Here is a 21,806-nt window from a genome sequence, read left to right as displayed (position 1 = left end):
AAACAGACAAAAAAAGGGCCAGCCAATTGGCCAGCCCTTCTTAACAGGATGTCGCTTAAGCGAAATCTTAGTTAAGACGCTCTTTGATACGAGCAGCCTTACCAGTACGCTCACGCAGGTAGTACAGTTTAGCTTTACGAACAGCACCACGACGTTTGACAGAAATGCTGTCAACTACCGGAGAGTGAGTCTGGAAGACACGCTCAACGCCTTCGCCGTTGGAAATTTTACGAACAGTGAATGCAGAGTGCAGACCGCGGTTACGAATAGCGATAACCACGCCCTCGAATGCCTGCAGACGTTTTTTGGAACCTTCAACAACCCATACTTTCACTTCCACGGTATCACCCGGACGGAAGGAAGGTACGTCCTGCTTCATCTGCTCTTGTTCAAGTTGCTTAATAATGTTGCTCATAATTTAATCTCTTATCCTGGGTAAACTGATATCTCGGGGGCTTACGCCATCCCATCATGTTTATGTTGCTGTTGTGCGTGTTCCGTTTTGAACTCCGCCAGCAACCTTGCTTGCTCTTCAGTCAGAGCCAGGTTTTCCAGAAGTTCAGGTCTTCTAAGCCAGGTACGGCCCAGCGACTGTTTCAAACGCCAGCGACGTATCTCGGCATGGTTGCCCGACAGTAACACTGGCGGAACTTCCATCCCTTCTAACACCTCAGGCCGCGTATAGTGCGGGCAATCCAGCAATCCTTCAGCAAAGGAATCTTCCGTTGCCGAGGCTTCATGTCCCAGTACTCCCGGAATAAACCGGGAAACGGAGTCAATCAGCGTCATTGCTGGTAACTCACCACCACTGAGAACGTAATCGCCGATTGACCATTCTTCGTCAATTTCGGTTTGGATCACGCGCTCATCTATACCTTCGTAGCGACCGCACACCAGAATCAATTTTTGATTCGTTGCCAGTTCGCTGACGCCCGCTTGATCAAGCTTGCGTCCCTGTGGTGACAGATAAATCACCTTTGCGCCTTCACCCGCCGCGGCTTTTGCTGCATGAATGGCGTCCCGCAAGGGTTGCACCATCATTAACATCCCCGGTCCGCCGCCGTAAGGACGATCGTCCACGGTACGGTGCCGGTCATGCGTGAAGTCGCGAGGACTCCAACTCTGGATGCTCAGCAGGCCATTTTTAACTGCCCGGCCAGTTACCCCGTAATCGGTAATTGCGCGGAACATTTCAGGAAACAGGCTAATTATGCCAATCCACATAGCGCCGTCTTTTACCGTTTATCCGGTGGTTTAAAAACCAGGATCCCAATCTACTTCGATTGAACGAGTAGTGAGATCGACTTTCTTGATAACCTGCCCATCGAGGAACGGTACGAGACGTTCCTTGATACCAAACGCATCTTTCAGGTTTGCCTTAATGACGAGAACGTCATTAGATCCGGTTTCCATCATATCGACGACTTTACCGAGATCGTAGCCTTCAGTGGTTACTACCTGGCAGCCCATCAGGTCTTTCCAGTAGTAGTCCCCCTCTTCAAGCTGAGGCAGCTGCGATGAATCCACGACAATTTCACAATTCGTCAGCAGGTTCGCCGCATCACGATCGTCAACGCCTTTCAGCTTGATGATCATGTCCTGATTGTGGTGCTTCCAGCTTTCCAGCTGGACTTGCTGCCACTGACCCGCCTTCTGGATAAACCAGGGCTGATAGTCAAAAATGCTTTCGGCGTCTTCGGTGGAAGAAAACACTCTGAGCCACCCACGAATACCGTAAGACGAACCCATTTTCCCCAAAACGATGGGATCAACAGGTGCTTGCGCGGTGAGTTGTTTGCTCATCATGACCACCGTGACAGATTAAGCTGCTTTGTTTACTTCTTTGATCAGCGCAGCAACGCGATCAGAAATAGTTGCGCCCTGGCCAACCCAGTGAGCGATGCGATCCAGATCCAGGCGAGTGCCTTCTTCTTTTTCGCTAGCGATTGGGTTGAAGAAACCAACGCGCTCGATGAAGCGACCGTTGCGTGCATTACGGCTGTCAGCGACAACAACCTGGTAGAACGGACGCTTTTTAGCGCCGTGACGTGCTAAACGAATAGTTACCATAACATCCTCTTGTGTGAATAAAACAACCGGACCCCATCGAGGAACGGAGTCCGGTGTCATATTAAAAGCCCGAAAATTTTACTCATTTTTGCGGGAATTGCAATCAACAGTTGCTAACTCTGCTGTAAAAGGCCGTCGGCGGTGCAGCCAGTTTGGTGCCGGAGTGCGCGCAGTCACCGGAGCGTACACGCAGTACGTGAGGATGACGAGCACAACCCGGTGCCAAAATGGCAAACAAGCCAGGCCGATTAGCGACCAGGGAAGCCTGGGGGCATCATACCCTTCATGCTTCTCATCATCTTCGCCATTCCGCCCTTCTTCATTTTCTTCATCATGCGCTGCATGTCGTCGAACTGTTTCAGAAGACGGTTAACGTCCTGCACCTGCATACCGCAACCGGCAGCAATACGGCGTTTACGCGAACCTTTGATGATTTCTGGCTTAGCGCGCTCTTTCATCGTCATCGAGTTGATGATGGCTTCCATACGCACCAGCACTTTATCGTCCATCTGCGACTTAACATTATCCGGGATCTGCCCCATGCCCGGCAGCTTGCCCATCAGGCTAGCCATGCCGCCCATATTTTTCATCTGGCGCAGTTGCTCAAGAAAATCGTTGAGATCGAAGCCGTCGCCTTTTTTCAGCTTGCTGGCTAATTTCTCTGCCTGCGCGCGGTCAACTTTGCTTTCGATATCTTCGATCAGCGACAGTACGTCGCCCATGCCGAGAATACGCGACGCGATGCGGTCCGGATGGAACGGCTCCAGCGCCTCAGTTTTCTCGCCAACACCGAGAAACTTGATCGGTTTGCCAGTGATGTGACGAATAGAGAGCGCCGCACCGCCGCGGGCATCGCCGTCCACTTTGGTCAACACTACGCCGGTAAGCGGTAACGCTTCATTGAATGCTTTTGCCGTATTGGCCGCATCCTGACCGGTCATGGCGTCAACCACAAACAGGGTTTCAACCGGGTTAATCGACGCATGGACTTGTTTGATCTCGTCCATCATCGCTTCGTCAACGTGCAGACGACCAGCGGTATCCACCAGCAGCACGTCGTAGAATTTCAGTTTGGCTTCTTTCAGCGCCGCGTTAACGATATCTACCGGCTTCTGACCAACATCAGAAGGGAAGAAATCAACGCCCACCTGCTCTGCCAGCGTCTCAAGCTGTTTGATTGCCGCCGGGCGATAAACGTCGGCAGAAACCACCAGCACTTTCTTCTTGTGCTTCTCGCGCAGGAACTTACCGAGTTTACCAACGCTGGTTGTTTTACCGGCACCTTGCAGGCCCGCCATCAGCACGACCGCAGGCGGTTGCGCCGCCAGGTTCAGGGTCTGGTTCTCTTCGCCCATCGCCGCAACCAGTTCGTTACGGACGATTTTGACGAACTCCTGCCCCGGCGTCAGGCTCTTATTAACTTCATGACCAACCGCTTTCTCTTTTACGCGATTGATAAACTCACGCACTACCGGCAGAGCGACGTCCGCCTCCAGCAGCGCCATGCGCACTTCGCGCAGCGTATCTTTTACGTTGTCTTCAGTGAGGCGTCCACGGCCACTGATATTGCGCAGCGTGCGCGACAAACGATCGGTTAAATTATCAAACATTGTCTCTCGCCTGGGGTGGAAACGGTTGGCCGCAATCGCGACACATCATCAGTATTTTGCCGCAGTATAACATGAAGGCGTCTTTGTTGTTATGCAACGGTTGGAGCAGCGTTCACCTGACGCTATACTGCTTCTCTTTCTTATTGCTCAAACTGTCGACATCACTATGCCCGTTTTTGCTCTGCTCGCGCTTGTCGCCTACTCCGTCAGTCTTGCGCTGATTGTTCCCGGTCTGCTGCAAAAAAACGGCGGCTGGCGGCGCATGGCTATTATTTCTGCGGTCATTGCGCTGGTCTGCCACGCAATCGCTCTGGAAGCCCGCATCCTGCCCGACGGTGATAGCGGACAAAACCTCAGCCTGCTGAACGTTGGTTCATTGGTCAGTTTGATGATCTGTACGGTAATGACCATTGTGGCTTCTCGCAATCGTGGCTGGTTGCTGCTACCCATTGTCTATGCCTTTGCGCTTATCAACCTGGCGCTGGCGACCTTCATGCCCAATGAATACATCACCCATCTGGAAGCAACGCCTGGGATGCTGGTGCACATTGGCTTATCGCTCTTTTCCTATGCCACGCTAATTATCGCCGCCCTGTACGCGCTGCAACTGGCGTGGATTGATTACCAACTGAAGAACAAGAAGCTGGCATTTAACCAGGAAATGCCGCCATTGATGAGTATCGAGCGTAAAATGTTCCACATCACGCAGATTGGCGTGGTGCTGCTAACGCTCACGCTTTGCACTGGCCTGTTCTACATGCACAACCTATTTAGCATGGAAAATATCGACAAGGCTGTGCTCTCTATCGTGGCGTGGTTTGTCTATATTGTGCTGCTGTGGGGACATTACCATGAAGGATGGCGTGGACGCCGCGTCGTCTGGTTTAACGTTGCGGGCGCGGTAATTCTGACACTGGCCTACTTCGGCAGCCGAATTGTCCAGCAGTTAATCAGCTAAACCCAGAAAAGGAGTTTCCCCTGGAACACATTTCTACTACTACGTTGATCATTATTCTGATCATCATGGTGGTCATTTCAGCCTATTTTTCCGGGTCCGAAACCGGAATGATGACCCTCAACCGATATCGTCTGCGACATATGGCGAAACAGGGTAATCGCTCGGCCAAACGCGTCGAAAAATTGCTGCGTAAGCCAGACCGCCTGATAAGCCTGGTGTTAATCGGCAATAACCTGGTCAATATTCTTGCCTCCGCGCTCGGCACTATTGTTGGGATGCGTTTGTACGGCGATGCGGGCGTGGCAATTGCGACTGGTGTGCTGACTTTTGTCGTACTGGTATTTGCTGAGGTATTGCCGAAAACCATTGCCGCGCTGTACCCGGAAAAAGTCGCTTATCCGAGTAGTTTTCTGCTGGCTCCGCTGCAAATTTTGATGATGCCGCTGGTCTGGTTGCTGAATGCTATCACCCGTATGCTGATGCGCATGATGGGTATCAAAACCGATATCGTGGTTAGCGGCTCTTTGAGCAAAGAAGAGTTGCGCACTATCGTGCACGAATCACGCTCACAAATTTCCCGTCGCAATCAGGATATGCTGCTGTCGGTGCTCGATCTGGAAAAAATGACCGTTGATGACATCATGGTGCCGCGCAGTGAAATTATCGGTATTGATATCAACGATGACTGGAAATCGATTCTGCGCCAACTCTCCCACTCACCTCACGGGCGCATCGTGCTCTACCGTGATTCGCTGGACGACGCCATCAGTATGCTGCGAGTACGTGAAGCCTGGCGGTTGATGTCGGAGAAAAAAGAGTTCACCAAAGAAACCATGCTGCGCGCCGCGGACGAGATCTATTTTGTGCCGGAAGGTACGCCGCTCAGCACGCAGTTGGTAAAGTTTCAGCGCAACAAAAAGAAAGTCGGCCTGGTCGTCAACGAGTATGGAGACATTCAGGGGCTGGTGACGGTTGAAGATATTCTGGAAGAGATTGTCGGCGATTTCACTACGTCGATGTCGCCAACACTTGCCGAAGAGGTCACGCCGCAAAACGACGGTTCGGTGATTATCGATGGCACCGCCAACGTGCGGGAAATCAACAAAGCCTTTAACTGGCATCTACCTGAAGACGATGCCCGCACGGTTAATGGCGTCATTCTTGAAGCTCTGGAAGAGATCCCTGTCGCTGGCACCCGCGTGCATATTGGCGAGTACGATATCGATATTCTCGACGTTCAGGACAATATGATTAAGCAGGTAAAAGTCTTTCCTGTAAAACCGCTGCGCGAGAGTGTGGCGGAGTAACGAAAACGGCCCTGCATTCGCATGCAGGGCCGTGAATTATTACGAAAACAGAAATTACGCTTTTGCTTTCGCTACAGTTACCATCGCCGCACGAATCGTACGACCATTCAGCGTATAACCCTTCTGCATAATGCCCAGTACGTTACCTGGCGCAACGTCATCAGATTCCACCATTGCGATAGCCTGATGCACATTCGGGTCCAGCGGCACGTTAGTTTCGGCGATCACTTCAACACCAAACTTACGCACAACATCCAGCATCGACTTCAGCGTCAGCTCAATGCCTTCAACCATCGCAGACATATCCGGGTTAGCTTTATCAGCCACTTCCAGCGCACGATCCAGGCTATCAATCACCGGCAGCAATTCGTTGATGAATTTCTCCAGCGCGAATTTGTGGGCTTTTTCAATATCCAGTTCAGTACGTCGACGCAGGTTTTCCATTTCGGCTTTTACACGCAAAATGCCGTCACGTTCACGGGTCTGGGCTTCAGCCAGCTGAGCTTCGAGATTCGCAATTTTTTCATCGCGCGGATCCACCTGCTCAGCAGAAGCTTCTGGCTCAACTGCCTCAATCTCTTCGTGCTGATCCATGATAATTTCTTCCGGGGCTTGCCCCTCAGGCGTTTTCTGTTCTTTACTACTCATGAATTTCTCCGCGTTTTTTTCGCATTCATCTCGCTAACTTCGCTTATTATGGGGATCAGTTTCAGGGTTTCAAGGGAAGCACTCACATTGTCATCAATCTTCGTAACAAGGACCTCGGAAAAATGAATAATCATTTCAAGTGTATTGGCATTGTGGGACACCCACGGCACCCCACTGCACTGACAACACATGAAATGCTCTACCGCTGGCTGTGCACAAAAGGTTACGAGGTCATCGTTGAGCAACAAATCGCTCACGAACTGCAACTGAAGAATGTGAAAACTGGCACGCTCGCGGAGATTGGGCAACTAGCTGATCTCGCGGTAGTCGTTGGTGGCGACGGTAATATGCTGGGCGCGGCACGCACACTCGCCCGTTACGATATTAAAGTTATTGGAATCAACCGTGGCAACCTGGGTTTCCTGACTGACCTTGACCCCGATAACGCCCAGCAACAGTTAGCCGATGTGCTGGAAGGCCACTACATCAGCGAGAAACGTTTTTTGCTGGAAGCGCAAGTCTGTCAGCAAGATTGCCAGAAACGCATCAGCACCGCGATAAATGAAGTGGTGCTTCATCCAGGCAAAGTGGCGCATATGATTGAGTTCGAAGTGTATATCGACGAGATCTTTGCGTTTTCTCAGCGATCTGATGGACTAATTATTTCGACGCCAACAGGCTCCACCGCCTATTCCCTCTCTGCAGGCGGTCCTATTCTGACCCCCTCTCTGGATGCGATTACCCTGGTGCCCATGTTCCCGCATACGTTGTCAGCACGACCACTGGTCATAAACAGCAGCAGCACGATCCGTCTGCGTTTTTCGCATCGCCGTAACGACCTGGAAATCAGTTGCGACAGCCAGATAGCACTGCCGATTCAGGAAGGTGAAGATGTCCTGATTCGTCGCTGTGATTACCATCTGAATCTGATTCATCCGAAAGATTACAGTTATTTCAACACATTAAGCACCAAGCTCGGCTGGTCAAAAAAATTATTCTAATTTTACGCCAGCCTCTTTACTGTATATAAAACCAGTTTATACTGTACACAATAACAGTAATGGTTTTTCATACAGGAAAACGACTATGTTGGCACAACTGACCATCAGCAACTTTGCTATCGTTCGTGAGCTTGAGATTGATTTTCATAGCGGCATGACCGTAATAACTGGCGAGACCGGCGCGGGTAAATCTATTGCAATAGATGCCCTCGGTCTTTGTCTCGGTGGTCGCGCTGAAGCCGACATGGTGCGTACCGGCGCTGCTCGCGCTGACCTGTGCGCCCGTTTTTCTCTGAAAGATACGCCAGCGGCTCTGCGCTGGCTGGAAGAAAACCAGCTTGAAGACGGGCATGAATGTTTGCTTCGTCGCGTGATCAGCAGCGATGGTCGCTCCCGTGGTTTCATCAACGGTACAGCTGTTCCTCTGTCACAACTGCGCGAACTGGGTCAGTTGCTGATTCAGATCCATGGTCAGCACGCTCATCAGTTACTCACCAAACCCGAGCACCAAAAGTTCCTGCTTGATGGCTATGCCAATGAAACCTCTCTACTCCAGGAAATGACAGCACGTTATCAGTTGTGGCATCAAAGCTGCCGTGACCTCGCGCATCATCAACAGTTAAGTCAGGAACGCGCTGCCCGTGCGGAACTGCTGCAATACCAATTAAAAGAACTTAACGAATTTAATCCGCAGCCCGGAGAGTTTGAACAAATCGACGAAGAGTACAAACGTCTGGCGAACAGCGGTCAATTGCTGACCACCAGCCAGAATGCATTGGCATTAATGGCCGACGGTGAAGACGCAAACCTGCAAAGTCAGCTTTACACGGCTAAACAACTGGTGAGCGAATTGATTGGCATGGACAGCAAACTGTCCGGCGTACTTGATATGCTGGAAGAAGCTACCATCCAGATTGCTGAAGCCAGCGATGAACTGCGCCACTACTGCGATCGTCTGGATCTCGATCCCAACCGACTATTTGAACTTGAACAGCGCATCTCAAAACAGATTTCGCTGGCACGTAAACATCACGTCAGCCCTGAGGCATTGCCACAGTATTACCAGTCGCTACTGGAAGAACAGCAGCAACTGGACGATCAGGCCGACTCACAAGAAACGCTTGCGCTGGCGGTAACGAAACATCATCAGCAGGCACTGGAAATCGCGCGCGCATTACACCAACAACGCCAGCAATATGCAGAAGAACTTGCACAGCTGATCACCGACAGTATGCATGCGCTCTCAATGCCGCATGGGCAGTTTACGATCGATGTTAAATTTGACGAGCATCACCTGGGCGCTGACGGTGCCGATCGTATTGAGTTTCGGGTAACCACCAACCCAGGTCAGCCAATGCAGCCTATTGCCAAAGTCGCATCCGGTGGTGAATTGTCCCGCATCGCACTGGCAATCCAGGTCATCACGGCGCGTAAAATGGAAACCCCGGCACTGATTTTTGATGAAGTGGATGTAGGGATTAGCGGTCCAACAGCGGCAGTTGTCGGCAAACTGCTGCGTCAACTCGGCGAATCAACTCAGGTGATGTGTGTTACCCACCTGCCACAAGTCGCGGGATGTGGTCATCAACACTATTTTGTCAGCAAAGAAACCGATGGTGCGATGACAGAAACGCATATGCAATCCCTGAATAAAAAAGCGCGGTTACAAGAGCTGGCGCGCCTGCTTGGTGGCAGTGAAGTCACACGTAATACACTGGCGAATGCGAAAGAACTGCTTGCAGCGTAAACTTTTTTCCTGCTTCACGGTCAGAGTAAACAGCAAAACGCCGTAAGACCGGAAAGCAAAAGGTTTTAAAGTGATGAAAGGTCTATTATCATCGGCATATTACAGATGAGCCACGTACTGCTCGGGCCCGAAAAGGAATCAAATCACTATGCGCTGTAAAACGCTGACTGCTGCAGCAGCAGTACTATTGATGTTGACCGCAGGCTGTTCCACTCTGGAGCGAGTGGTTTACCGTCCTGACATCAACCAGGGGAACTATCTGACCGCTAACGACGTATCCAAAATACGTGTTGGCATGACGCAACAACAAGTTGCGTACGCATTGGGTACACCGCTGATGTCCGATCCATTTGGTACGAATACCTGGTTCTATGTCTTCCGCCAGCAACCAGGTCATGAAGGTGTAACGCAGCAAACGCTGACGCTGACCTTTAACAGTAGCGGTGTGTTGACCAATATTGATAACAAACCTGCGCTGAGTGGTAACTAATAATAAAGTTGCTCTCAAAGACGTTAAAAAAGGTGCTCAATGAGCACCTTTTTTCTGTCTGTTATTTATTCGCTGATTTTTCTGCTCGTTGCCTGCGAAGCTCTTTCGGATCGGCAATGAGAGGGCGATAAATCTCCACCCGATCGCCATCATGCACACTATCGCTTAGTTTTGCCGGACGGCTGTAAATGCCGACTTTGTTTTTAGTTAAATCGATATCGGTACGCAATTCCAGCAAGCCACTGGCGCGAATAGCTTCTTCAACCGTCGCGCCCTCCTGCAGCGTCACGCGCTGCAGGTACTGCTTCTCAGGTAGCGCATAAGCCACCTCAACGGCAATTTTACCTGGCACTGTAAACCTCTTTCGCACGAACCGTAAAAGCCTGGACCATATTAGACGCCAGCTCTTTAAACACGCGACCAAAGGCGAGTTCAATCAACTTATTGGTAAACTCAAAGTCGAGATGAAACTCGATACGACACGCCTCCTGGCTCAGCGGCGTAAACTTCCATCCACCAATCAATTTCTTGAACGGCCCATCCACCAGATTCATAAGAATACTTTGGTTACTGGTCAACTGGTTGCGGGTAGTAAACGTTTTGCTGATCCCAGCCTTAGAGACATCTACCGCCGCAGTCATCTGCCCAGGAGTGGACTCCAGAATCCGACTTCCGGTACAACCCGGCAAAAACTGAGGATAAGACTGAACGTCATTCACTAACTGATACATTTGCTCCGCGCTGTAGGGTACCAGTGCGGTCCGGCTAATCTGAGGCATAACAATTTCCATCAACAAAAATCCAACAAATAATATCATTTATCCTGCTGTAAAAAAAACGCTATCCCGGCGCTGGGTAACATCGGGTTCATGCTAAGATAGAGCCTTGTCCCCCGCAGGATTGATATGGGGTGTTTTCGATTTCAGATTACCGATGATTCACGACGCTTATGACGAAGAAAAAAGCACATAAACCTGGTTCAGCGACCATCGCGCTTAACAAGCGCGCCCGTCACGAATACTTTATCGAAGAAGAGTTCGAAGCGGGACTTGCCCTGCAAGGCTGGGAGGTTAAATCCCTGCGCGCAGGAAAAGCCAATATCAGCGACAGCTACGTCCTTCTGCGTGACGGAGAGGCATTTCTGTTTGGCGCTAACATCACGCCAATGGCCGTGGCCTCCACGCATGTGGTGTGCGATCCTACCCGTACCCGCAAGTTACTTCTCAACCAGCGCGAACTGGACTCATTGTACGGTCGCGTCAATCGAGAAGGCTATACCGTAGTGGCGCTCTCCCTGTACTGGAAAAATGCCTGGTGCAAAGTGAAAATCGGCGTCGCCAAAGGTAAAAAACAGCACGATAAACGTTCAGATATCAAAGAACGCGAATGGCAGGTGGATAAAGCACGTATCATGAAAAACGCCCACCGTTAAACCTGCACTCCAATTATTGACCAGTTCCTCACCGCGCCTCCCTCTCCGGCGGCGCGAATGAACATCTTATTGGCTATCACATCCGACACAAATGTTGCCATCCCATTGCTTAATCGAATAAAAATCAGGCTACATGGGTGCTAAATCTTTAACGATAACGCCATTGAGGCTGGTCATGGCGCTCATAAATCTGGTATACTTACCTTTACACATTGGGGCTGATTCTGGATTCGACGGGATTTGCGAAACCCAAGGTGCATGCCGAGGGGCGGTTGGCCTCGTAAAAAGCCGCAAAAAATAGTCGCAAACGACGAAAACTACGCTTTAGCAGCTTAATAACCTGCTTAGAGCCCTCTCTCCCTAGCCTCCGCTCTTAGGACGGGGATCAAGAGAGGTCAAACCCAAAAGAGATCGCGTGGAAGCCCTGCCTGGGGTTGAAGCGTTAAAACTTAATCAGGCTAGTTTGTTAGTGGCGTGTCCGTCCGCAGTTGGCAAGCGAATGTAAAGACTGACTAAGCATGTAGTACCGAGGATGTAGGAATTTCGGACGCGGGTTCAACTCCCGCCAGCTCCACCAATCATGATTGGACGGTGTAAGGACAACACCAACAAAAACAGGAAGTTAGCAGTCTCAGCAGGACACCGACCAGACGGTGAGGAGACAAAAAAGGATACGCAAAGGAGCCGCGGCTCCCGAGCGACGAAAAAACCCGCATATGCGGGTTTTTTCGTATCAACTTAAGCATTGGATTTTTCATCATGGATATCCTGACTTGGCCCCTATCACAGACGGTAACTGACATATCCTCCCTAGCGGGTATTGTAGGTTTTGTTGTAACTGTAAAACTTTTTTTTACGACGCGTTCATTGAAGGCCACTCTCAGAAACAAGGTTCGAATACCTGAAATCCATAGCAATCTTCAAAAAAAAGCCTCATTGATAAATGATGCTATTGGAGACTGGGTTACTCAGAAAGAATTTATACGTAAGGAGTTTACTGAGTGTGCAGTGCTAACTGAAAGCCTTTTCAGCAGGCTTCCAACCAAGGAACGCTCAAAGATTGATATATTTTTTGATGAAGTCAAACCCAAAGGAATCTTTCGAAGAAAAGAAATCTCCATTAATATCAATGACCAAGACCAAGCCTGGAAGCTCTATGAGAAGTTGAGTATACTCAACTCAAGAGTTAACGAAATTGTGAAAGATATGCAACTGGACTAATTATGCATAACGATAAAACCACAAAGCTAATTGTTTCATTAAATAAGTTAACTGTCCAAAAAATGATAAATTGGATGGCAATTGATGCGCCTGAAAACCTTGTTAATGGTACACAGGATATAATTCAAGTTGTGTTTCATGCTAAATATAAGGAAAAGGATTTTGTTATATACAGCAGAAAATATCGCTACTATTTTGATGAACATGAATGGTCATGGGCGGAAGGCTTAGTATTAGCAATTGTAACGCCAAGTTATAAAACACTTTGGGAAACTTTTGAGCAAACACAAGCACTTAGAGACTTATTCAATTCTGTATCTAAACAGGCATCTGGGTTTAATGATATTGTAGAGGATCTGCTAAATATTTAACCTGATTAATTACACCATTATGGGGTGTCGGGGGTCGGAGGTTCAAATTCTCTCGTGGACCAAAAATCCCTTAAGAACCAGCCTATTATGGCTGTTGTTTTTATGATTGTTTTTTATGCGGAGAAATACCGGGGAATAATTGGGGTAAAACACCTTTAGGCTATTCACTTAGCCTACCACCATCAAAATCTTTCCGAATGTATCCATCTCTTTTTTCTTATGCAGCTAAAACGAAGTCTTGATACTGTTTATTTACACAGATAAGAATAATACTGTCTACAAACGCAGTACAAAAGAAATGTTATGCGTATTGAGATCTCCATAGCCAAAGACAAAATGACCAAATGCCAAACGGCGCTGTAGACGCATTAAAGGAAGAATTAACCCAATACATTGGCGAGCATTATGACGATGTGGAGATGATCGTAAAAGCCACCAGCAACGATGGTTTTTCTGTTAGGCGCACCGCCGATAAAGATTCAGCTAAAACTTTTGTTCAGGAAACTCTGAAAGATACTTGGGAGTCAGCTGACGAGTGATTTGTTCCCTAAATCTGTCAAGAGAGTAACACCCTTTAATATTATTGGTTTATATTTAATCTGGCGCAGTAACACGCCAGATACATACCTAACACGACCATAGTCGCCAAAATCAAATGCGGCTTATATCGCGATAAACTGACTTACCGGGAGAAAATAAGTAGATCAACATTAGCCACTCCAGCCTGAATATTATATCTTGATAGACAACAATAAAGACCCAAAGGTAGATTGATAATGATAACTGACATTCCAACAAAGACTGATTTTTATACAATGGCTGACCACATGGTAAATGAGGCTTGGGAAAAAATTGCCGATTTAGCTTATGATTACAGAGATATAAACCTTTGGAATAGTTATTGTAAAACGTCTGAATTCTATACAGAATCAGATATTAAAAATTTAGAGCATTATTGGTTATTTGCTAGACCAAAATTGATTACATCTTTTAATTTGATACTTCAATCTATTGAATTCAGACTAAAAGGACTTATCGTCGAAATATCACCTTATCTACTTATCACGAATGCAACTCGCAATACACCTAAACCTGATAGTGAAGGTAACATTTCATTTTCAGACTTCCACACATTAGACGCCCAAGATTTAATTAAAGTATATAATACTTTCGCCTCTAAATCACTGCCTGATGACTTTATTACTTGGTTTAATAGTATGCGCATTCTAAGAAATCGTTTTATGCATACGGTTGATAAAAAAACAGATATAATGCCAGAGCTAATTTTCACATCAGTTGTACGTGCTCACAACTATCTAAATACTGAATCAGCACACTGGATATGGCATAGGTATAAATATAAAGCAATACATTCCTCTGGCGGCATTAATATAGGATTAGATGAAGACGAGGATGAAGAATTTTCAGGTATTGTATGGGCTATGCTTCAAACTCATTATGAGTTCACTGCAGCCATTTCCGCATGTTCAAAGGAATCAGCAAAAAAATTCTTTGGCTACACTAAAAATGATTCAGGAGATACTAACTCAAAAGAAAGTTTCTATTGCAGAAAATGTGTTTCTGTTATGGAAAAAAGCTGGAACTTTGATAGTAAACATCTTGACTCTGCTTTAGAAACGGTTCAGTACAACCGAAGTAAGGGGGCTTACATCTGTGCATTTTGTTTAGATGAGCAGAAAACAAAACCCATAGATATATGGTAATAAAACAACAATTAATAACACCAGAAAACATTACAATATATTCGTTATAATACCAGTCAAACTGCTGACACGTTGTCGTATACAACATGTCAGCAAAACAAATAAATAATGACTATGATGTTACAGGAATTATCGGCCACTCAATATCAGGTGCAGTTGATGTATCAACACGGTTCAGCAACACCCGATACTTCTTCCATGCTTCCAGCAACGAGATTTCTTCCTCCGTTGCGATTTCCAGATCTACAGCATCCTGAAGTGGCGCAATATGCTCACTGGCTACCTGCATCAGGCTGTTTTTTGTTTCTTCTGCCTCCCGGATCCGGAACAGTTTTTCTGCTTCCGTATCCTTCACCCAGGCTGTGCCGTTCCACTTCTGATATTCCCCTCCCGGCGACAACCAGGTAACATTTTCCGGTAGCGGTCCGAGTTCAGAAATAAATAACGCGTCGCCGGAAGCCACGTCATAAACCGTTTTACCCCGATGATCTTCAACGAGATGCCACGATGCCTCATTACTGTTGAAAACGGCTACGAATCCTGCCGGAATATCTGGCAGTGCAATATCGGTACTGTTTGCAGGCAGACCTGTATGAGGTGGAATATATGCGTCACCTTCACCAATAAATTCATTAGTTCCGGCCAGCAGATTATAAATTTTTATGGTCCGTGGTTGTTCACTCATTCTGAATGCCATTATGCAAGCCTCACAATGTAGTTAAATGCGATGTTTTTGACGGTGTTTTCCGCGTTACCAGCAGCGTTAACGGTGATGGTGTGTCCATGTGAGCCAATCGCAACAGAGTGCGTATGAGCACCAATACCGACAGTATGCGCGTGTGCACCTGCAGATGCTGCTGTGCCGGACAGTGAGTGGCTATGATTACCATCTGTACTGGTATTAGCTAACCACCCCGTAGACATACCTACTGAGCCTTGTACCTATCTTTAAAAACACTGGGGTTAAATCGACGGCCATCTCTATGGCTGTGATTACCAGCTGCATTCGTGCTGCCACTTAAACTATGGGTATGCGCCCCGGTGTTATTCGTGGATTTAGTGCCGTAATCAAACGACGATGTGGTTTTCGTACCCAAATCCGTACTGGATGCGCTGGCGCTGTGGGTGTGCGATTTTATGCCGTCCTGTTCCTGAGACAATACGGCACGACCACTGGCGGGCTTGCCCTTAATCGTCCAGCCACGCATATCAGGGATCACGCCTGACGGATAAGCGGCTGCAAGTTTCGGGTAGGCAGATTTGTCAAAAGTCTGCCCCTGCATCAGGGCATAACCAGACGGAACGGTATCTGATGGCCACGGGATTGGTGCGCCGACTGGGTAGCTTTCTGGTGGAAGATTTTTCGAGGTATAAACTTCTGCCCAGTCTTCCTCAAAACCATAACCGTCTCTTGAAGAACGGTAGAACAGACCACCATTTCTGTAATGCGCCTTCATCTGCAAGGTCCGGCAACTTCCGACTCCGGTATAGAAGTTAACCAGAATATAGCTGTCGCCAGAGCGGGTGACCTTATAAGCGCCTGATTCGGCATTCCAGGGAACGCCCCCATCCGCATCGGCATATGTATCCGTTGCCCTTCTGGCAAAAGCAGCCACATGCGCGGCGGTTAAAGTGATATCAGTAGAACCATCAAATGGAACACCGGATATTTTTCTTGCAGTCTGAAGTTTTGTAGCAGTTGCAGCATTACCAGTGGTGTTCTGATTACCCGTAGTGTTTACACCTGGAAGGTTAATATTTGCAGAACCGTCGAAAACAACTCCACCGATAGATCTTGCCGTCTGCAATTTCGTGGCTGTACTTGCATTACCATTCAATGAACCAGTTAATCCACCTGTAACAGACAACGGACCTGAAACTGTTCCTCCGGTTGTTGGCAGTGCTCCAATATCTGATGGTGTAGGTTTCTGATGTGAGCTATACATCGTATAAACAACACCATAGGTAACGCTGGAAGGCTTACTCGCTGAATATGTTGGCGAGGTATAAACAGAAACTGACGCATTTGCAGTACAATCCCAATGGATATTTACACTCGTCGCATAATTGCCAATCTCAACGTAAATATCATATGTATCGCCGGATGTGTTGATCCAGGCGAAATTCGTTAATCCGACGGCTGTACGCTTCCACAAAGCCCCGGTAATTCCTTTGGGGTTTCCATTGCCTGCTCGTAGAACCAGTTCTGAAATGCCTGCCTGATGTGGGGAACCGACGTTGTAACCAGCGCCACCAATCAATGCGATGTAAACGATGGAACTCGCTTGTGGCATGGTAACCGTAGCCAGTTTGAACCACCCAGCCCCGCCAGAGAAAGACATCGTTACTGAATTTAAAGTACCAATATCTTTCGGCGTTAATGTTATATCCGCAGTCAATGCTTTTCCGTTAACTTTTCGGTTAGATGGCACCCTGCTATTCGCATTGTCATTGGCTGCTTTAACTGCTTTTGGCGTTGCGGCCAGCGATTCACTGGTGCTATCAACAGCACTGCTAAGTTTCACAACACCTTTAGTTGTAAGGCTTGCGTCTTCCATCGCAACTGCACCGGCAATCTCTTCAGCACGATCAGCAGCAGCTTCCGCACGGGTCGCAGCGGATTCAGCAGTAGTTTTGCTCTGAGATGCTGCCGTCGCACTGCCTGCCGCCTCTGTTGCTTTCGTGGATGCCGTCGTGGCGCTGCCCTTCGCTGCTGACGCCTGTCTGGTCGCCTCATCTTTTGAAGCAGACGCAGATGATGCCGATGACGCTGCCGAACTGGCGGACGATGCGGCTGCCGTTTTTGAGGATTCTGCACGGGTTTCCGACGCTTTCGCATTCGTTTCGGATGTCTTCGCTGCGGAAGCAGACCTCGCTGCTGCGCTGGCCTGTACAGCGGCTTCGCCAGCCTTCGTTGTGGCTGTTGAAGCGGACGATGCAGCACTTTCTGCCGATTTTCCGGCAGCGGTGGCACTGGCTGAGGCCTGCCCGGCACTTGTTGACGCGGCGCTGGCAGATGATGCAGCCGCTGTTTTTGAGTCTGCTGCTGCGGAGGCACTCTGTTCCGCTGCCGTTTCAGAAGACTTAGCGTTCGTCTCGGACGTTTTTGCCGCGTTCGCGGAATTGCCTGCCGCCGTTGCCGAGGAAGCGGAACTACTGGCGCTCGAGGCTGCGCTCGTTTCTGATGATTTTGCCGCCTCTTTTGAAGCCGACGCATCCCTGGCTGAGGAGGCAGCTTCTGACGCTTTCGTGGTCGCGGTGGATGCAGAAGTGGCGGCTGATTGTTGTGACGCTGCCGCATTCGTTTCTGACGTTTTTGCCGCACTGGCACTGGTAGCTGCCGCGCTTTTTGAGGACTCTGCAGCGGCAGCACTTTTTGATGCTTCAGTAGCCTTTGTTGATGCCGTTCCTGCGCTGGAAGTCGCTGACTGAGCCGACGACGCGGCCTGTCCGGCTGACGTGCTGGCTGCGTGTGCTGAGCCTGCAGCATCAGTCGCATGGGTTGCCGCCTCACGGGCTGATGTGCTGGCATCACTGGCTGACTTCTTCGCGGCTGCCGTGTTCTGTGCCACCACGGACGCGTTACGCGCCACCTCTTCCACCATCAGCTCAAAACGGCGCAGTGCCTCCGGACGGGCATCATCCTCCGTCATGGCACCGAGAAAATCATTCAGCGTACCGGGTCGGGAATCTTCATACACTGTGATGGTCCCGGCATGTGACGGCGGGAATCCTTCCACCAACAGAATAACGCTGTACTGACCGTACTCAACGTCCATACTGTAACGCCCGGCTTCATCCGGATTTTCAGATGCCAGCGTGTTCACCACCACCGTGGTACTGTTACGTTTTGCTTTCAGCTGGATTGTGCAGTTCTGTACCGGTTTTCCTGTGCCGTCTTTCAGTACACCTGAAATTTTTACTGCCATATTCACCCCACAAAAAAGCCCGCCTGAACCGGCGGGCTGTCATAACACTGTGTTACCTGGCTAATCAGAATTTATAACCAACAGCCACGATGAACCCGTCAGTGCGCCAGTCACCACTGCCGGAGCCTTCATAAGCGACATCAATGGCCACGGATTCGGTCGGGTTAAACTGCACGCCAGCTCCCCACGCCAGAGACGTGTTGCTGTGGCGACCGTCATCACTTCCGGTCAGCACATCGTGCTTTTTCCCCTTGTTGTCAGTTACGCGGAGATAATCCCCGGAGAAAGTCGACACACGGCTGTAAGCCATACCCGCCATCGCATACGCGCTGAACCATTCATTCACGCGCACAGACGGCCCCGCCATCACGCTGAACCAGCGATTACGCACGGAATCCTCATGCCAGCGGGTATCGCTGTAATGCGTTTTTTGCTCATCTTCAGCGTTGGCATAACTGAATGACGTAATCAGCCCCAGCGTGTCCGTAAACTCATAACGGTATTTCACGTTAATCCCGTTCAGATTATCGCTGCCGGAAGCGTTCGTACGGGCATGAAGATACCCTGCGCTCAGCGTGGCCTGCTGCTCAGACGCCCATGCAGGCGCACCGGATACGGCCAGACAGATGGCTGCGGACAAAATGGCTGCACAAACTTTACGCATAATTACCTCTCGCTTTTCTGCAATAAAAAAGGCGCCAGAAATGGCGCCCGCATATGGGTTATGAAAATTCAGCTAATCGTGATACCTGCTGTGGATTTCTTCATCACCACAACCAGCAAATCACTGATACTGGCTGTGGGATACCAGTCATTTACCAGCCACGCTGATACCGAAAACTCCAGCGTCATGTGACCGCGACCAGCAGGCATATCAATAACACCTGTATAAACCAGCGTATTATCCAGCGCGGTACGGTTATAAATTTCAGCACCGTTTTTCTTCACTATCAGGCGGCATGACGAATAAATATCGTTATTCTCCCGCTCATGTTTAGCGCCACGAAACGCCACCGCGGGAATAACAATCTGCCGGTCAAACGGCTGATCGTCATAAATCCTGACGGTAATGGTCCCTGATGGCCACCGCTCCGGTGCCCGGGAGTCCCGCGGGAAAGCCTTACCCACTGTTTTGACAATATCGCCTTCAATCTGGTTGGCTGACAGTTTCCCTTTAATCTGACAGTTCTCATTTATCGTGACATTGTTGAGCGTCCCGGAGTTCGCATTCACGTTACCGCTGATATCGGCATTTTTCGCCGTCAGCCGCCCGTCCGGTGTCAGGGAAAATGCCGGAGGATTACCGCCGCTGGTAATGGTGGGAGCCGTCAGATATTTCAGGAACACTTCGTTCATGAATATCTGATCGCCCTGACCAACAAACATCGGCTTTGTGTTGCCATTCGCAGGATTAATCATCGCAATCCTGTCTGCCGCCAGCAGCACCTGACTCTGCATTCCTGCTGGCGTATTCTCAATACCGGCACCGATACCCGCGATATAAAGGCGTCCGTCCTGCATCTGCTGCAGCTTCACAGCCCACATGCTGTTCAGGTTATTATTTGTATCAACCTGAACTTTCTGTATCTGCTGGATTGCCGCACTCTGGTCTTCCAGTTTCTTATTGACGGTCTGTGTGATTTCATTGCTGACATCCGTAATGGATGTCCTGATTTCAGCCAGGTCAGGCGCAAGCTGACCGTTATCAATCTGCGTCCACAGCTCCTGAGCCAGATGGGTTTTCCCTATCTCGCCTTTGAAAAAATCCAGATAGCCGGATGCGTCATCACTCGGCTGACCAACAGCCTCCACGAATGCCGATTTGCCAACGGTGTTCACACTGCGAACGTAAAAATAATAATTATGGCCCGGCCTGATATTGATACTGGCGGCTATCCAGTACAACGCCGTACCAAGATAGCGTGCTGTGGTTTCAACCTGCCTGATATCCGCAATCCGCTTTTCCGAGAACCAGAACTCAAACTGTACCGTCGGATCATAAACCGCAAGATGCGGCGTGGCGGTTATCTGAAAATAGCCCGGCGTCAGCTCAATCCGAGACGGCGCTGCCGGTGCGGCAATCCGGAACGATACCGATGCCGGATCGCCCTGCTGTCCCCACGCATTTACCGCCCGGACTGTCAGCCTGTAATTCCCCAGCGCCAGTTGCGTGAAGCGGTATGTGGTTTCCGTCGTCCGGGCCGTGCTGACCAGCCGCTCACTGCCGTCATCCGCTGCCACGGTCAGGCGAAGCAGGAAGCTCACGCCCTTCACCACCTTCGGCGTGTCCCAGCGGGCCAGCACCTGGTATTCCCCGCTGTCTGCGGTGACTTCTGCGGTCAGATGCTGCACTGCTGGCGGCGTGACACCATTCACCGTGCCGCTCTGGTCGCCGTCAAAGTGCGCCCCGTTATCCACGATGGCCTCTTTTTCCGGTACATGCTGCACGGCGGTGATGGCATACGTGCCGTCATCGTTCTCACGGATACTCACGCAGCGGAACAGGCGCTGGCGCAGCGTCGGCAGCTTCAGCCCCCATACGCTGTATCCGGCAACGCCGTCAGGAACACGGCTCACTTTTACCTTCACGCCGTCGGTGACGGACTGGACCTCCACGCTGACCGGATTGCCACTTCCGTCAACCAGGCTTATCAGCGTGGTACCGGAGGATGGCAGCGTGATTTCACGGTCGAGCGTCAGCGTCCGGGTCTGGCTGTTCACCGCCAGCACGCGCCCGCCGGTGCTGATACCGGCATAGTCATCATCGCAGATTTCAATAACATCACCCGGCACATGGCGAAGCCCTTCGGCACCCACGCTGAAATCCACGGTCTGCGTTTCCAGCAGCTCCGTTTTAATCAGCCACAGCCCGGCGCGGTGTGCCTGCCCCCGGCTGGTACAGCCAAAGGCATCCATCTTCGTGACGTTACGACCGTAACGGGCAATGGCCTGCGTATCCTCCACAAGCTCTGTCGCCGTCTCCCAGCCGTTGTTCGGGTCAATCCAGTTCACCTCAACGGCATTATGGCGGTCTTTCAGGGCGCTGAAGCTGTAGCGGAACGGCGCGCCATCATCCGGCATCACCACATTACTGCGGTTATAGGTCCACGCCTTATCCGACGGTCGGTCCTGCACGAACGTCAGCGTCTGCCCGTTCCATACCGGCATACAGCGCATCGCCGAGCAGAAATCACTGAGCACATCCCACGCCTTACGCTGTGTGGTCAGGTACGCATTACAGGTGATGCGCGGCTCCGTGCCGCCAAAACCGTCCGGCACCGACTGATCGCAATGCTGG

At 49.9% G+C, this 21,806-nt stretch carries 20 protein-coding genes, 1 other RNA gene and 2 pseudogenes; 11 read left to right on the top strand and 12 right to left on the bottom strand.

Translation table 11 applies throughout. The features are described 5' to 3' along the window. Window positions 1-67: 67 nt before the first annotated feature. From rplS to ffh, 5 genes are all read right to left on the bottom strand, one after another. Entirely contained in the window at window positions 68-415 is a 348-nt protein-coding gene (gene rplS, locus FTE26_RS09035; RefSeq protein ID WP_000065253.1) for a 50S ribosomal protein L19, read from the bottom strand. 41 nt (window positions 416-456) lie between these two features. Continuing rightward, entirely contained in the window at window positions 457-1,224 is a 768-nt protein-coding gene (trmD, locus tag FTE26_RS09030; protein ID WP_000264777.1) for a tRNA (guanosine(37)-N1)-methyltransferase TrmD, read from the bottom strand. A gap of 30 nt (window positions 1,225-1,254) precedes the next feature. Next, window positions 1,255-1,803 carry a ribosome maturation factor RimM gene (gene rimM, locus FTE26_RS09025; protein WP_000043335.1) on the bottom strand — a complete coding sequence of 183 codons (549 nt, stop codon included), beginning with the start codon at window positions 1,801-1,803 and terminating at the stop codon, window positions 1,255-1,257. A gap of 18 nt (window positions 1,804-1,821) precedes the next feature. Next, window positions 1,822-2,070, bottom strand: coding sequence for a 30S ribosomal protein S16 (rpsP, locus tag FTE26_RS09020; RefSeq protein ID WP_000256450.1), 249 nt, complete (start codon window positions 2,068-2,070; stop codon window positions 1,822-1,824). Between the two features lie 248 nt (window positions 2,071-2,318). After that, entirely contained in the window at window positions 2,319-3,680 is a 1,362-nt protein-coding gene (gene ffh, locus FTE26_RS09015) for a signal recognition particle protein (RefSeq protein ID WP_000460035.1), read from the bottom strand. A 166-nt stretch (window positions 3,681-3,846) separates the two neighbouring features. On the opposite strand from ffh, the gene FTE26_RS09010 reads away from it, so the two are divergent. Next, the gene (locus tag FTE26_RS09010; protein WP_001338897.1) at window positions 3,847-4,638 is read left to right on the top strand and encodes a cytochrome C assembly family protein; all 792 of its coding nucleotides are present in this window, start codon (window positions 3,847-3,849) and stop codon (window positions 4,636-4,638) included. A 20-nt stretch (window positions 4,639-4,658) separates the two neighbouring features. Continuing rightward, window positions 4,659-5,945 carry an HlyC/CorC family transporter gene (locus FTE26_RS09005; RefSeq protein WP_077221315.1) on the top strand — a complete coding sequence of 429 codons (1,287 nt, stop codon included), beginning with the start codon at window positions 4,659-4,661 and terminating at the stop codon, window positions 5,943-5,945. A 54-nt stretch (window positions 5,946-5,999) separates the two neighbouring features. On the opposite strand, the gene grpE is transcribed toward FTE26_RS09005, so the two are convergent. Further along, on the bottom strand, window positions 6,000-6,593 hold the full coding sequence (gene grpE, locus FTE26_RS09000; protein ID WP_001296310.1) for a nucleotide exchange factor GrpE: 594 nt from the start codon (window positions 6,591-6,593) through the stop codon (window positions 6,000-6,002). 122 nt (window positions 6,594-6,715) lie between these two features. Here grpE and nadK point away from each other — a divergent pair, with 122 nt between their 5' ends. The 3 genes from nadK to bamE all read left to right on the top strand — a co-directional run bounded on the left by nadK (window position 6,716) and on the right by bamE (window position 9,831). Further along, window positions 6,716-7,594, top strand: coding sequence for an NAD(+) kinase (gene nadK, locus FTE26_RS08995; RefSeq protein WP_001059169.1), 879 nt, complete (start codon window positions 6,716-6,718; stop codon window positions 7,592-7,594). Between the two features lie 85 nt (window positions 7,595-7,679). Then, complete coding sequence (gene recN, locus FTE26_RS08990) at window positions 7,680-9,341, top strand: DNA repair protein RecN (protein ID WP_000880910.1); 1,662 nt, start codon at window positions 7,680-7,682, stop codon at window positions 9,339-9,341. 148 nt (window positions 9,342-9,489) lie between these two features. Next, entirely contained in the window at window positions 9,490-9,831 is a 342-nt protein-coding gene (bamE, locus tag FTE26_RS08985; RefSeq protein ID WP_001203437.1) for an outer membrane protein assembly factor BamE, read from the top strand. Window positions 9,832-9,892: 61 nt separating this feature from the next. Here the strand turns inward: bamE and FTE26_RS08980 are convergent, their stop codons facing one another. Together FTE26_RS08980 and ratA are read right to left on the bottom strand one after the other, a co-directional pair. Then, the gene (locus tag FTE26_RS08980; RefSeq protein ID WP_001117838.1) at window positions 9,893-10,183 is read right to left on the bottom strand and encodes an RnfH family protein; all 291 of its coding nucleotides are present in this window, start codon (window positions 10,181-10,183) and stop codon (window positions 9,893-9,895) included. Continuing rightward, window positions 10,173-10,610 (bottom strand): type II toxin-antitoxin system toxin RatA, encoded by a 438-nt coding sequence (gene ratA, locus FTE26_RS08975; protein WP_001341638.1) that lies wholly within the window; start codon window positions 10,608-10,610, stop codon window positions 10,173-10,175. Before ratA ends, FTE26_RS08980 begins: the two co-directional genes overlap by 11 nt. A 170-nt stretch (window positions 10,611-10,780) precedes the next feature. Here ratA and smpB point away from each other — a divergent pair, with 170 nt between their 5' ends. The 6 genes and pseudogenes from smpB to FTE26_RS08945 all read left to right on the top strand — a co-directional run bounded on the left by smpB (window position 10,781) and on the right by FTE26_RS08945 (window position 14,579). Next, a complete protein-coding gene (gene smpB / locus FTE26_RS08970; protein ID WP_000162574.1) occupies window positions 10,781-11,263 on the top strand; it encodes an SsrA-binding protein SmpB in 483 nt (160 codons plus the stop codon). A gap of 214 nt (window positions 11,264-11,477) precedes the next feature. Further along, window positions 11,478-11,840, top strand: a transfer-messenger RNA (tmRNA) gene (gene ssrA / locus FTE26_RS08965). 182 nt (window positions 11,841-12,022) lie between these two features. Beyond that, entirely contained in the window at window positions 12,023-12,484 is a 462-nt protein-coding gene (locus tag FTE26_RS08960; RefSeq protein ID WP_000353836.1) for a hypothetical protein, read from the top strand. Window positions 12,485-12,486: 2 nt separating this feature from the next. Beyond that, the gene (locus FTE26_RS08955; RefSeq protein ID WP_000551278.1) at window positions 12,487-12,855 is read left to right on the top strand and encodes a hypothetical protein; all 369 of its coding nucleotides are present in this window, start codon (window positions 12,487-12,489) and stop codon (window positions 12,853-12,855) included. A 303-nt stretch (window positions 12,856-13,158) separates the two neighbouring features. Beyond that, window positions 13,159-13,394, top strand: a pseudogene (locus tag FTE26_RS08950) (DinI-like family protein). A 237-nt stretch (window positions 13,395-13,631) separates the two neighbouring features. Further along, window positions 13,632-14,579 carry a hypothetical protein gene (locus FTE26_RS08945; protein WP_000627053.1) on the top strand — a complete coding sequence of 316 codons (948 nt, stop codon included), beginning with the start codon at window positions 13,632-13,634 and terminating at the stop codon, window positions 14,577-14,579. A gap of 112 nt (window positions 14,580-14,691) precedes the next feature. Here the strand turns inward: FTE26_RS08945 and FTE26_RS08940 are convergent, their stop codons facing one another. The 4 genes and pseudogenes from FTE26_RS08940 to FTE26_RS08925 form a co-directional block, all read right to left on the bottom strand. Next, on the bottom strand, window positions 14,692-15,276 hold the full coding sequence (locus FTE26_RS08940) for a tail fiber assembly protein (protein WP_063115154.1): 585 nt from the start codon (window positions 15,274-15,276) through the stop codon (window positions 14,692-14,694). Continuing rightward, window positions 15,276-18,508: pseudogene (locus FTE26_RS08935) on the bottom strand (phage tail protein). The gene FTE26_RS08940 and the pseudogene FTE26_RS08935 overlap by 1 nt, the downstream one beginning before the upstream one ends. Window positions 18,509-18,572: 64 nt before the next feature. Then, window positions 18,573-19,172 (bottom strand): Ail/Lom family outer membrane beta-barrel protein, encoded by a 600-nt coding sequence (locus FTE26_RS08930; RefSeq protein ID WP_001233122.1) that lies wholly within the window; start codon window positions 19,170-19,172, stop codon window positions 18,573-18,575. A gap of 68 nt (window positions 19,173-19,240) precedes the next feature. Continuing rightward, the coding region (locus FTE26_RS08925; protein WP_272457555.1) for a host specificity protein J at window positions 19,241-21,806 on the bottom strand (2,566 nt) is incomplete at its 5' end.

Source organism: Escherichia sp. S10b (assembly GCF_028421345.1).
In the GTDB taxonomy this organism is placed as follows: Bacteria; Pseudomonadota; Gammaproteobacteria; order Enterobacterales; family Enterobacteriaceae; genus ECMA0423.
Note: the sequence above shows the minus strand (reverse complement) of the source record. Positions and strands in the feature narration are given on the sequence as shown.